At 60.1% G+C, this 11494-nt stretch carries 11 protein-coding genes and 2 tRNA genes; 1 reads left to right on the top strand and 12 read right to left on the bottom strand.

Annotated features, from left to right (window positions below; translation table 11 throughout):
* Nucleotides 1–8 precede the first annotated feature (8 nt).
* Nucleotides 9–818 (top strand): Crp/Fnr family transcriptional regulator, encoded by an 810-nt coding sequence (locus tag FHS03_RS19620; protein ID WP_176347779.1) that lies wholly within the window; start codon nt 9–11, stop codon nt 816–818.
* Here the strand turns inward: FHS03_RS19620 and FHS03_RS19615 are convergent.
* From FHS03_RS19615 to FHS03_RS19560, 12 genes are all read right to left on the bottom strand, one after another.
* Entirely contained in the window at nt 715–2271 is a 1557-nt protein-coding gene (locus FHS03_RS19615) for a sensor histidine kinase (protein WP_183442620.1), read from the bottom strand. The genes FHS03_RS19620 and FHS03_RS19615 overlap by 104 nt on opposite strands.
* A gap of 126 nt (nt 2272–2397) precedes the next feature.
* Nucleotides 2398–3030, bottom strand: a complete 633-nt coding sequence (locus FHS03_RS19610; RefSeq protein ID WP_050407406.1) for a response regulator — start codon at nt 3028–3030, stop codon at nt 2398–2400.
* Between the two features lie 179 nt (nt 3031–3209).
* Nucleotides 3210–3638, bottom strand: coding sequence for a MerR family transcriptional regulator (locus FHS03_RS19605; protein WP_183442619.1), 429 nt, complete (start codon nt 3636–3638; stop codon nt 3210–3212).
* 13 nt (nt 3639–3651) lie between these two features.
* Nucleotides 3652–3999: an integration host factor subunit alpha gene (locus FHS03_RS19600; RefSeq protein WP_050412324.1), complete on the bottom strand. Its 348-nt coding sequence runs from the start codon at nt 3997–3999 to the stop codon at nt 3652–3654.
* A gap of 168 nt (nt 4000–4167) precedes the next feature.
* Nucleotides 4168–6594 (bottom strand): phenylalanine--tRNA ligase subunit beta, encoded by a 2427-nt coding sequence (gene pheT, locus FHS03_RS19595; protein ID WP_183442618.1) that lies wholly within the window; start codon nt 6592–6594, stop codon nt 4168–4170.
* A 53-nt stretch (nt 6595–6647) separates the two neighbouring features.
* Nucleotides 6648–7664: a phenylalanine--tRNA ligase subunit alpha gene (pheS, locus tag FHS03_RS19590; RefSeq protein WP_183442617.1), complete on the bottom strand. Its 1017-nt coding sequence runs from the start codon at nt 7662–7664 to the stop codon at nt 6648–6650.
* Nucleotides 7665–7769: 105 nt separating this feature from the next.
* Nucleotides 7770–8129 (bottom strand): 50S ribosomal protein L20, encoded by a 360-nt coding sequence (gene rplT / locus FHS03_RS19585; RefSeq protein WP_050407402.1) that lies wholly within the window; start codon nt 8127–8129, stop codon nt 7770–7772.
* A gap of 25 nt (nt 8130–8154) precedes the next feature.
* The gene (gene rpmI, locus FHS03_RS19580; protein WP_050407401.1) at nt 8155–8352 is read right to left on the bottom strand and encodes a 50S ribosomal protein L35; all 198 of its coding nucleotides are present in this window, start codon (nt 8350–8352) and stop codon (nt 8155–8157) included.
* Nucleotides 8353–8547: 195 nt separating this feature from the next.
* A complete protein-coding gene (gene infC / locus FHS03_RS19575) occupies nt 8548–9093 on the bottom strand; it encodes a translation initiation factor IF-3 (protein WP_255758316.1) in 546 nt (181 codons plus the stop codon).
* 26 nt (nt 9094–9119) lie between these two features.
* On the bottom strand, nt 9120–11027 hold the full coding sequence (thrS, locus tag FHS03_RS19570) for a threonine--tRNA ligase (protein WP_183442646.1): 1908 nt from the start codon (nt 11025–11027) through the stop codon (nt 9120–9122).
* Between the two features lie 205 nt (nt 11028–11232).
* Nucleotides 11233–11309: transfer RNA gene (locus FHS03_RS19565), tRNA-Val, on the bottom strand.
* Nucleotides 11310–11342: 33 nt separating this feature from the next.
* A tRNA-Val gene (locus FHS03_RS19560) sits at nt 11343–11419 on the bottom strand.
* Nucleotides 11420–11494: the final 75 nt, after the last annotated feature.

Here is an 11494-nt window from a genome sequence, read left to right as displayed (position 1 = left end):
GGAATAAAATGAACAACACTCAACTTGGCGCTTCCGTAAAAACCCCGACCTCCCGTCCCCTCCCTATGGGCGAACGCGAGTTCAAAGTTGCGTCCCGGCCTGTTGTCAGCTATAGCGGCGCCCAGCAAAACGAACTGCTGGCGGCCCTGCCTCGTGAAGTTCTGGAAGCCCTGTTTGAGCACCTGGAACTGGTACAGCTGCCGTTTGGCAAGGAATTGTTCGAGTATGGCAGCAAACTGGAAAACGTGTATTTTCCAACGACGGCAATCGTGTCGCTGCTGTACGTGATGGAAGACGGCGCGACCACGGAGATTGCCGTGGTCGGCCATGAAGGCGTGGTGGGCGTGTCGATGTTCGAAGGCGAACGCGCCATGTGCGGCGGCGTGGTGCAAAGCGCCGGCTATGGCTACCGCCTGAAAGCCCAGCACCTGCGCGAAGCGTTCAACCAGGGCGGCGCCCTGCCCCAGCTGCTGATGCGCTACAACACCGCCCTGTTCGCCCAGATGGCGCAGAACGCCGTCGGCGGCCGCCATAGCTCGATCGAGCAGAAGCTATGCCGCTGGTTGCTCGACCGCCTGGACCGCTCGGCCAGCAATGAGCTCAAAGTGACCCAGGAAATGATTTCCATCATGCTCGGCGTGCGCCGCGAAAGCATCACGGCCGCCGCCGGCAAGCTGCAAGAGGAAGGCATGATCACCTACCGCCGCGGCAATATCACTGTACTTGATCGTGCGGGTCTGGAGCGCTATGCGGGTGAGTGCTATAAGGTGGCGAAGACGGAGTATGATCGTCTGCTCGTCGATGTAGCCCGCTGCTGATGCCACCCAGCTTGGCGGCCGCCAAGGCCGCCGCCGCCGGAGACTGGCTTGCAGTCTCCGTCTTGGGGCGCAGCGGAATATGCACCTCGATGCACGTACCCTTATCGCCCCGTCCACGCCGGATATTCAAAGTCCCCCCCAGCAGCAAAGCCCGCTCGCGCATGCCGAGCAAGCCATGCGACATCGGTTTCACCAGGGTGTTGGAGGCGATCCCCACGCCATCGTCGATGATGCGCAAGACCAGCATGCCTTCGCCATTGCGTTTGAGCGTCACCGACACCGTCTCGGCGCGCGCGTATTTGCGGATATTGGTCAGCGATTCCTGCACGATGCGGAACAGCGCGATCGACAGGCTGGTCTCGCCGGCCTTGGCGATGCCGTCGATTTCGGGGCCGATTTCGGTATCGCAGGGAATGCCGGCCAGGCGCGCGAATTCCTCGCAATAGCTGTCGATGGCGGCGCACAGGCCCAGGTTGTCGAGCAGGCTGGGGCGCAGGTTTTCAATGATGCGGCGCTTCAATTCCACCGTTTCGAGCAGGGTGGCGCGCGCGCGCTTGAGCTTGGAAGCCAGTTCGGGATCGGTCTTTTGCAATTGCATGGTGACGGCCGTGATGTCCATGCTGATCGAGGTCAGGTTGGCGCCCATCTCGTCATGCAGCTCGCGCGACAGGCGCACCTTCTCTTCCTCACTGATGCTGATCAGGTGGCGCGACAGCACGGACAACTGCTCGGTACGTTGGGCCACCATCGATTCCAGGTTTTCGTTCGACGCTTGCAGCGCATGCTCGACCGCCGCGCGGTGGCCGAAGCTGCGCCGCACCAGCTGGTAGAACATGATCAACACCACGATGGCGACGGCATTGATGCCGGTGCCCAGCAGCACGGCTTTCTCGTATTCCTGGTAAAAGCTGGCGCTGCGCTGCGCCATCGTCTCGTTCTGTTCCTGCACCATGATGACCACCTGCAGGCGGATCTCGTCCATGCTGCTGCGGCTGTCGCTGACGCGGGCGATATTGACGATCTCGTTAAGGCCGCCATGGCGGTAGACGTCCAGGCCCTGGCTCAGGATGCCGAGCTTGCGGCGCACCAGATTCTTGAGCTGGGCCAGGTTTTTGAGCTGGTTGGGATTGTCCTGGAGCAGTTGCTCCAGTTCGCGGAATTCGGTTTCGCTATCTTTAAGGGCGCCGCGCATCGGACCCAGATAGTTTTCATTACCGGAGATGAAGTAGGCGCGCGTGCTGCTTTCCGCGTCGAGCACCAGCACGTTCAGGTATTGCAGCCGCTCGGCCACGCGCGAACTCTGCGCCAGCTGGGCATTGGCGCCCTTCAGCGAACGCAGATTCTGAAACAGGCTGAGGCCGTTGACGATCAGGATCAGTGCGCAGGTGATGCACAGAACCGTCTTGTACAGCGGTAGTCGGTGTTTGGGCGCCGATTGATCGGTGAAATACATCCTGACAAGCATCCTTCGCTAGGTTTGCATCGGCGGAAAGCCGGGCTGTCCATTATAGACTGGCCCCCAAAATACTTCCCGCCGGAAATCCTACCGTGCGCACCCCTTGCACTCAGGAACTATTTTTCAATCCAGCAGATTATTCTTCATGGCGTAGTAGGTCAGGTCGCTATTCGATTGCAAGCCCATTTTTTCCATGATGCGGGTGCGGTAAGTGCTGACCGTCTTGATGCTCAGCGAGAGCGCCACGCCGATATCGGACACGGTGGCGCCGCGCGCCAGACGCAGGAAGACCTGGAATTCGCGGTCCGACAGCTCGGTATGCAGGGCCGTATTCGGATCGCGGTCGAAGCTTTGCGCCAGCAGCTCGCCCACTTGCGAGCTGACGTAACGGCGGCCCTGGTGCACGGTGCGCACGGCGGTGATCAGTTCCTCGGCCTCGCATTCCTTGTTCAGGTAGCCATTGGCGCCCATCTTGAACAGGTTCAGCGCGTATTGCTGCGCCGGATAGCCCGACAGGATCAGCACCGGCAGATCGGGCTGGCCCTGGCGGATGGTGCGCAGGGTATCGATGCCGCTCTGGTCGGGCATGGCGATATCCAGCAGCAGTACATCGCAAATCTCGCGGCGGGCGATGTCGAGCGCTTCGCGCCCCGTGCTGCCTTCCGCGACCACATTGAACTCGTCCGAGGACGAGAAAATCTGCTTGAAGCCCGCTCTTACTATCTGATGATCGTCACAAATGGCAACGCGTATCATTGTTTTCCCTCGTCTTGTACTTGCATGGGAAAGAAGCCCTGGAGCGAACGCCGCTCCGGATCAGCGTCTGCACTTTCACTAACAAAACTACAATATTGATATTGTATCACTAAAAAACCAAGCCACGCCGGACGAAAAAAAGGCGCTATGTGCGCGCCTTTGTGCCCCTCGCCCCTGCCTTACTTCAGCAAATCCAGGATCGCCAGCAGTTCGCTGCGTATCATGTCGCGGTCCAGCGGTGGCGGCGCGGGCGGCTGCGCACCGGCATCGGGGCCGGGACCGGGACCGGGACCGGAACCTTCATCATACTCTTCCTGCGCGGGATCGTATGCCCGGGTGTCGAGTTTATTGCGGGCGCCGCTGATTGTGAAGCCCTGCTCATACAATAATTCGCGGATGCGCCGGATCAGCAGCACCTCATGGTGCTGGTAATAGCGGCGGTTGCCGCGCCGCTTGACCGGCTTGAGCTGGGTGAATTCCTGTTCCCAGTAGCGCAGCACATGCGGCTTCACGCCGCACAGCTCGCTCACCTCGCCGATGGTGAAGTAGCGCTTGGCGGGAATCGGCGGCAGCACCACCAGTTCCGACTTGCCGAGGCGATCGTTCATGCGGCGTCCTTAATCAGGCGGCCCGCGCCAGCGCGGCGCTGTCTTCCACCATGCTCTTCAGCTTTTGGCTGGCATGGAAGGTGACGACGCGGCGCGCCGTGATAGGGATCTCTTCCCCGGTTTTCGGATTGCGGCCCGGACGCTGCGGCTTGTCGCGCAGCTGGAAATTGCCGAAACCGGACAGTTTCACCGCTTCGCCGCGCTCGAGCGCATTGCGGATCTCGTCGAAGAAGGTTTCGACCATATCCTTGGCCTCGCGCTTGTTCAGGCCGACCTGCTCGAACAGCAGTTCGGCCAGCTCCGCCTTGGTCAGCGTCGGCAAATCTCTTTCAGCTTCCTGGCGTACCTTGGCTACCTGCATCGCGCGGTGCAGGTCGGCATCCAATGCGGATTGGAGTACGGCGGAATCAACGTCGTTGTTATTAATTTTCCTGCCCTGCCTTCTCAAAGAACATGAGTCCGGCATAGCCGGACTCCCTGGTGTTAACTGAATAAAAACCCTTGTTACTGCAAGGAAGCGCGAAACCGCTTAGGCGCGCAGTTTGGCGCCGTGTTTTTGCACGGCAGCCTCGGCCAGCGCGGCCATCAGGGCATCGACCACTTCGTCCTGCAGGGTGTTTTGAGTATCTTGCAAGCTAAAGCGGAAAGCAAGCGATTTTTCGTCCGCTTCCAGCCCTTTGCCGCGATATTCATCAAACAAAACAATGGCTTGCACGATGCGGCCTGCCGCGTGCGCCTGCGCCGCGCCATGGAAAGCGTCGAGCAGATCCTGGGCCGCCACATCCTGCTTGACCAGCACGGCGAGGTCGCGGCTGGCGCCCGGGAACTTCGAAATCTCGGCGTATTGTGGCACAGCACGTTGCTGCAGTGCAACTGCATCGACTTCGAACAGCACCGGCGCTTTCGGCAGATCGTATTTCTGCAGCCAGCGCGGATGCAGCTCGCCGAGGAAACCGATGACCTTGCCGTCCAGCTCGACCGACGCGGCGCGGCCCGGGTGCAGGGCCGGATGGGCCAGCTTGGCGAAACGCAGGGTGGCCGGTGCGAACAGGGCTTCCAGGTCGGCCTTGACGTCGAAGTAATCGATGTCGCGGGTGGTCTGGCCCCACTGCTCGTCCTCGCAAGGACCGTAGGCCATGGCGGCCACGCGCTGCGGCTGGTGGTAGCCGGCCACGGTCAGCGGGCCGTCGGCCACGGACGCGTCGCGCTGGTAGATCGCGCCCACTTCGAACAGGCGCACGCGGCTGGCCTTGCGGTTCAGGTTGTAGCGCACATTGGCGACCAGGCTGCCGATCAGCGAAGTACGCATCACGCTGAGCTGGCTGGCGATCGGGTTCTGCAGCTTGATCGGATTGTCGTTGCCGCTGAAATCCAGTTCCCAGTCCGCTTCGACGAAGCTCATATTCACCACTTCCTGGTAGCCCAGGCCGGCCAGTTGGTGGCGCACGGCGAAGATGGAACGGGTGTCTTCCGGCGCGATCAGCATTTCGCTGGCGGCCACCGGCGGCAGCGTCGGGATGTTCTCGAAGCCGTAGACGCGCGCCACTTCCTCGATCAAGTCTTCCTCGATCTCGATGTCGAAGCGGTAGCTCGGCGCGGTCACCGAGAACACGCCGTCGGCCAGCGTGAACTCCAGGTTCAGGCGCTGGAAGATATCGGCCACCACTTCGTCCGTCAGCGGCACGCCGATCACCTTTTGTGCGCGCGCGGTGCGCATGCTCACGGGCGCGCGCTGCGGCATATTCACTTTCTGGTCATCGATCGGGCCGACCTTGGTCTGCGACGTGCCGCAGATTTCCACGATCAACGAAGTGATGCGCTCGATATGCTCGGCGATGGTTTCGGCATCCACGCCGCGCTCGAAACGGTGGGCGGCATCGGTGCTGAAGTTGTATTTGCGGGCGCGGCCCTGGATGGCGTTGGGCCACCAGAACGCGGCTTCCAGATAGATGTTCTCGGTCTCCAGCGAGACGGCGGTGGCGTCACCGCCCATGATGCCGGCCAGCGATTCGAGTTCCTTCTCGTCGGCGATCACGCCCACCCACTCGTCGACTTCGATGGTGTTGCCGTTCAGGAGTTTCAGGCTCTCGCCCCTCTTACCCCAGCGCACATCGAGGCTGCCGTGGATCTTGTCCATATCGAAGACGTGGGATGGACGGCCCACTTCCAGCATCACGTAGTTCGAGATGTCGACCAGGGCCGACACCGGACGCTGGCCGCTGCGCTCCAGGCGCTGCTTCATCCACTCCGGCGTGCTGGCCTTGGCGTTCAGGCCGCGGATCACGCGGCCGGCGAAACGGCCGCACAGCTCGGGAGCGCTGATCTTCACCGGCAGCTTTTCTTCCATATTCACGGCCACCGGACGGTATTGTGCCAGCGCCAGCGGCGAGCCGGTCAGGGCCGCCACTTCGCGCGCCACGCCCAGCACGGAGAGGCAGTCCGCCTTGTTCGGGGTCAGCTTGACGGTGAACTTCAGATCGTTCAGGGCGAAGTAGTCGCGGAAGTTCTGGCCCACCGGCGCGTCGTCCGGCAGCTCCAGCAGGCCGCCATGGTCTTCCGACAACTTCAGTTCGCGCGCGGAGCACAGCATGCCCTGCGACTCGACGCCGCGCAGCTGGCCCACCTTGATTTCAAACGGCTTGCCGTCGGCGCCAGGCGGCAGCACGGCGCCGGCCATAGCGCACACCACTTTCAGGCCAGGACGCACGTTCGGCGCGCCGCAGACGATGTTGAGCAAAGTGCCGGTGCCCACGTCCACCTGGCAGACGTTCAGGCGGTCGGCGTTCGGGTGCTTGGCCATTTCGCGCACATGGCCTACCACCACGTTGGAAAATGGCGGCGCCACGGGTTCCACTTCTTCCACTTCGAGACCGGACATGGTCAGCAGGTGCGCCAGTTCATCCGAAGTCATCTTCGGATCGACCATGGTACGGAGCCAGTTTTCGGAGAATTGCATAATCAGCCTTCGTATTCTTTTAGTTTCGGTTCACAACGCCGGGTCGGCGGCGCTCAGTTGAACTGCTTCAGGAAGCGCAGGTCGCCTTCGTAGAACAGGCGCAGATCGTTGACGCCATAGCGCAGCATCGTCAGGCGCTCAAGGCCGGAGCCGAACGCGAAGCCGATGTATTTTTCCGGATCGAGGCCGAAGTTGCGCACCACGTTCGGGTGCACCTGGCCGGAGCCCGACACTTCCAGCCAGCGCCCTTTGAGCGGGCCGCTGCCGAAGGCGATGTCGATCTCGGCCGACGGTTCAGTGAACGGGAAGTAGGAAGGACGGAAGCGCACCTGCAGATCGTCGGTTTCGAAGAAGGCTTTGACGAAGTTCAGGTAGACGCCTTTCAGGTCGGCGAAGCTGATGTTCTCGGCGATCCACAGGCCTTCGACCTGGTGGAACATGGGCGAGTGGGTGGCATCGCTGTCGACGCGGTAGGTGCGGCCCGGCGCGATCACCTTGATCGGTGGCTGATGGCTGCGCGCATAGCGCACCTGCATCGGGCTGGTGTGGGTACGCAGCAGCAGCGGCTTGCCGGTGCTGTCGTTGCCTTCGACGTAGAAGGTGTCCTGCATGGAACGGGCCGGATGGTTTTCCGGGCTGTTCAAGGCGGTGAAATTAGTCCAGTCGGTTTCGATCTCGGGGCCGGCTGCCACATCGAAGCCGATCGAGCGGAAGATCGCTTCCACGCGCTCCCAGGTGCGCATCACGGGATGGATGCCGCCCGGCGCGCAGCCGCGGCCCGGCAGGGTCACGTCGATCGCTTCGGCATTCAGGCGCAGCTGCAACTGGGCTTCGGCCAGGGCATCACGGCGCGCGGTCAGCGCGGCTTCGATCTGCACCTTGGCGGCATTGATCAGGGCGCCCTGTGCCTTCTTGGCGTCCGGGTCGAGTTTGCCCAGACCCTTCATCATTTCAGTGATCTGGCCGGTCTTGCCCAGATATTTGGCTTTGGCGTTTTCCAGGGCGGCAGCGTCTGCGGCGGCGATAAAGTCAGCCTGGGCCGCGACGACGAGTTGTTCGAGGGAGTTCATCCGACTGTTTTTCCTGTGGTGGAAATTAAAAACGGGGCATAGGTTCGCACCATGCCCCGCTTCTTTTTATGAGTGCCGCCCGGAAGCGGCGCTCATCACTGGCAATTAAGCAGCGATCTTGGCTTTGACGACGTTGACAATCGCAGCAAACGCTGGCTTGTCCATCACAGCCATATCGGCCAGGACTTTACGGTCCAGTTCAATCGCGGCTTTTTTCAGGCCGTTCATGAATACGCTGTAGGTCAGACCGTGTTCGCGGGAAGCCGCGTTGATACGGGTGATCCACAGGGCGCGGAAGACGCGCTTCTTGTTACGGCGGTCGCGGTATGCGTACTGGCCAGCGCGCATAACTGCTTGCTTGGCAATACGGTAAACCTTGCTGCGACGACCACGGTAACCCTTGGCCAGATTCAGTACTTTCTTATGACGGGCACGCGCAGTAACCCCACGTTTTACTCGAGGCATAGTAGCTCCTTAAATGAGTGTGAGATTAAGCGGTAGGCATCATGCGGTAGACGCTCGTGACGTCGGACGCATTGATGTTACGGGTACCACGCAGTTGACGCTTGTTTTTGGTGGTTTTCTTGGTCAGGATGTGGCGTTTGAAAGCCATGCCCGATTTCACAGTACCACCTGGACGCACGCGAAAACGCTTCTTCGCGGAGCTCTTGGTCTTCATTTTTGGCATAACACATCTAGCTTTTCAGCTAGCTCCAAATTTAACAGGATTGCAGGTGGCAGCCCTACGCCGCACTTAGATGCCTGCTTTCACTTGTTGATGCAGCGGCAGCGGGGCCACTACATTTTGCGGCGCTTGCACGCCGCAAATTCACGCAAAACGGTTCCCCGGCGAAAGATTCGCCCGGGAACCGTCTATTGTATCTTACTTTTTCTTTTTTGGCGCCAGAACCATAATCATCTGGCGGCCTTCCATTTTCGGGAACTGCTCTACCTGGCCATGCGGCTCCAGGTCGCCCTTCAGACGCTCGAGCATGCGCATGCCGATGTCCTGGTGCGCCATTTCGCGGCCGCGGAAACGCAGCGTAATCTTGGTCTTGTCCCCGTCTTCCAGGAACTTGATCAGATTGCGCAGCTTGATGTTGTAATCGCCGTCATCGGTGCCGGGACGGAATTTGACTTCCTTCACCGAGATGACTTTCTGCTTCAATTTCGCTTCGTGGGCTTTTTTCTGCTCCGAATACTTGAACTTGCCGTAGTCCATCAGACGGCAGACCGGTGGAGTCGCGTTCGGCGCGATTTCCACCAGGTCCACGTTCGCTTCTTCCGCCAGACGGAAGGCTTCGGCCAGGCTCACGATACCGAGCGGTTCGTTTTCCACACCGCTCAGACGCATTTCGGGTGCGGTAATTTCGCCATTGATGCGATGCGACTTGTCAGTAGCTATTGTAGTTTCCTTTAAAAATCTGATAAACGGCCGGTATGCGGGTTTCCCCGTCAGGCTTTGGCAGCGACATCCTGCTGGAGTCGCTCCACCAGGGCATCGATGGACATCACGCCCAAATCGACATTGCCCCGTGCGCGCACGGCCACAGTATTGGCATCCCGCTCTTTGTCGCCGATCACCAGAATGTACGGCAGTTTTTGGACGGAATGTTCGCGTATTTTATACGTAATCTTCTCGTTCCGCAAATCAGCCTGCACGCGGAAGCCCAGTTTACGCAGCTTTGCGGCCAGTTCCGTTGCATATTCGGCTTGCGCGTCGGAGATGTTCAGGATCGACACCTGGACCGGCGCCAACCACATCGGCATGGCCCCGGCATAGTTCTCGATCAGGATGCCGATGAAGCGCTCCAGCGAACCGACGATCGCGCGGTGAAGCATGACCGGGGTCTTGCGGGTATTGTCGACGTCGACATATTCCGCGCCCAGACGCTCAGGCATGAAGAAGTCCACCTGCATGGTGCCGACCTGCCATGGGCGGCCCAGACTGTCCTTCAGGTGGTACTCGATTTTCGGGCCGTAGAAGGCGCCCTCGCCCGGCAGCTCGGTCCATTCCACGCCGCAGGCGCGCAGAGCGGAGCGCAACGCTTCCTCGGCCGCATCCCACACCTCGTCGGTACCAATGCGGTTGTCCGGACGCAGGGCCAGCTTGACGTCGATATTGCTGAAGCCGAATTCCTTGTACACCTCCATGGCCTGGCCGTGGAAGGCCGTCACTTCAGCCTCGATCTGCGCTTCCGTACAGAAGATGTGGCCATCGTCCTGGGTGAAGCCGCGCACGCGCATCACGCCATGCAGCGCGCCCGAAGGCTCGTTGCGGTGGCACTGGCCGAACTCGCCGAAGCGCAGCGGCAGGTCGCGGTAGGAATGCAGGCCGGCGTTGTAGATCTGGATGTGGCCAGGGCAGTTCATCGGCTTCAGCGCGTAGGTGCGGCTTTCCGAATCCGTGGTGAACATGTTTTCGCGGTAGTTGCCCCAGTGGCCCGTTTTCTCCCACAGCGTGTGGTCGAGGATCTGCGGCGCCTTCACTTCCTGATAGCCGTTGACGCGGTATTTTTCGCGCATATGCTGCTCCACCTGCTGCCAGATGGCCCAGCCTTTCGGGTGCCAGAAGATCAGGCCTGGCGCCTCGTCCTGGAAGTGGAACAGGTCGAGCTGCTTACCCAGCTTGCGGTGGTCGCGCTTCTCGGCCTCTTCCAGCATGTGCAGGTACTGCTCCTGGTCTTCCTTCTTGGCCCAAGCGGTGCCGTACACGCGCTGCAGCATTTCATTCTTGGAGTCGCCACGCCAGTAAGCGCCGGCCAGCTTCATCAGCTTGAACACTTTCAGCTTGCCGGTCGACGGCACGTGCGGGCCGCGGCACAAGTCGGTGAAGCTGCCTTCGGTATAGAGCGACACATCCTCGTTGGACGGGATGGAGGCGATGATCTCGGCCTTGTAATGCTCGTTGATGGATTTGAAGTAGGCCACGGCTTCGTCGCGCGGCAGCACTTTGCGCGTTACCTGCTCGTCCTTCTTGGCCAGTTCCTGCATCTTCTTCTCGATCGCAGCCAGATCCTCAGGCGTAAAGGGACGCTTGTAGGAGAAGTCATAGTAGAAGCCGTTTTCGATGACCGGGCCGATGGTCACTTGCGCATCCGGATACAGCTCTTTCACGGCATAGGCCAGCAAGTGGGCGGTCGAGTGGCGGATCACATCCAGGCCATCGGCGTCCTTGTCGGTGATGATGGCGATGTCCGAGTCCTTCTCGATCAGGAAGGAGGTATCGACCACCTTGCCATCGACTTTACCGGCCAGCGCGGCCTTGGCCAGGCTGGTGCTGATATTGGAGGCCACCTGGGCCACCGTGACTGGCGCATCGAACTGGCGCACGGAACCATCGGGAAGTCGGACTGATACCATCATGATCTCCAATCGGCACAAGGGCCGGTTAAAAGTAGTACTAAAAATGAAATGCGGGAATTGCGGACGAAAAAAAACGCGGACTAGCCGCGTTTTTCTTCAGATTGACTAAGCAAAAGAAAGCCGGTCGACTAGCGTCACTCACATACCTTGGTGGTAGTTCGCGGTGTCATAACCGGTTTGCCTTTCTCGCTCTTACAGTGTCTGGTGGGCGGTGCAGAATTCGAATCTGCGACCCCTTGGATGTCGACCAAGTATTCTAACCAGCTGAACTAACCGCCCGTTGTCTTTGAATTGCTATCTTACTACATGTTCTGGTGGGCGGTGCAGAATTCGAATCTGCGACCCCTTGGATGTCGACCAAGTATTCTAACCAGCTGAACTAACCGCCCGAGGACTCGCATTATAGGGAGTGCTGCCAGCAATTACAAGTGTTTTCCCAAGAAAACATTGCATGTAGCGCTATG

The organism is Pseudoduganella violacea (genome assembly GCF_014191875.1).
GTDB lineage: Bacteria > Pseudomonadota > Gammaproteobacteria > Burkholderiales > Burkholderiaceae_D > Rugamonas > Rugamonas violacea_A.
The sequence above is the reverse complement of the archived record's forward strand: the minus strand, read 5'-3'. Positions and strand labels throughout refer to the sequence as shown.

Coding starts and splice junctions, on each gene's coding strand:
- FHS03_RS19620 (WP_176347779.1), top strand. CDS start 9: ATGAACAACACTCAACTTGGCGCTTCCGTAAAAACCCCGACCTCCCGT.
- FHS03_RS19615 (WP_183442620.1), bottom strand. CDS start 2,271: ATGTATTTCACCGATCAATCGGCGCCCAAACACCGACTACCGCTGTAC.
- FHS03_RS19610 (WP_050407406.1), bottom strand. CDS start 3,030: ATGATACGCGTTGCCATTTGTGACGATCATCAGATAGTAAGAGCGGGC.
- FHS03_RS19605 (WP_183442619.1), bottom strand. CDS start 3,638: ATGAACGATCGCCTCGGCAAGTCGGAACTGGTGGTGCTGCCGCCGATT.
- FHS03_RS19600 (WP_050412324.1), bottom strand. CDS start 3,999: ATGCAGGTAGCCAAGGTACGCCAGGAAGCTGAAAGAGATTTGCCGACG.
- pheT (WP_183442618.1), bottom strand. CDS start 6,594: ATGCAATTCTCCGAAAACTGGCTCCGTACCATGGTCGATCCGAAGATG.
- pheS (WP_183442617.1), bottom strand. CDS start 7,664: ATGAACTCCCTCGAACAACTCGTCGTCGCGGCCCAGGCTGACTTTATC.
- rplT (WP_050407402.1), bottom strand. CDS start 8,129: ATGCCTCGAGTAAAACGTGGGGTTACTGCGCGTGCCCGTCATAAGAAA.
- rpmI (WP_050407401.1), bottom strand. CDS start 8,352: ATGCCAAAAATGAAGACCAAGAGCTCCGCGAAGAAGCGTTTTCGCGTG.
- thrS (WP_183442646.1), bottom strand. CDS start 11,027: ATGGTATCAGTCCGACTTCCCGATGGTTCCGTGCGCCAGTTCGATGCG.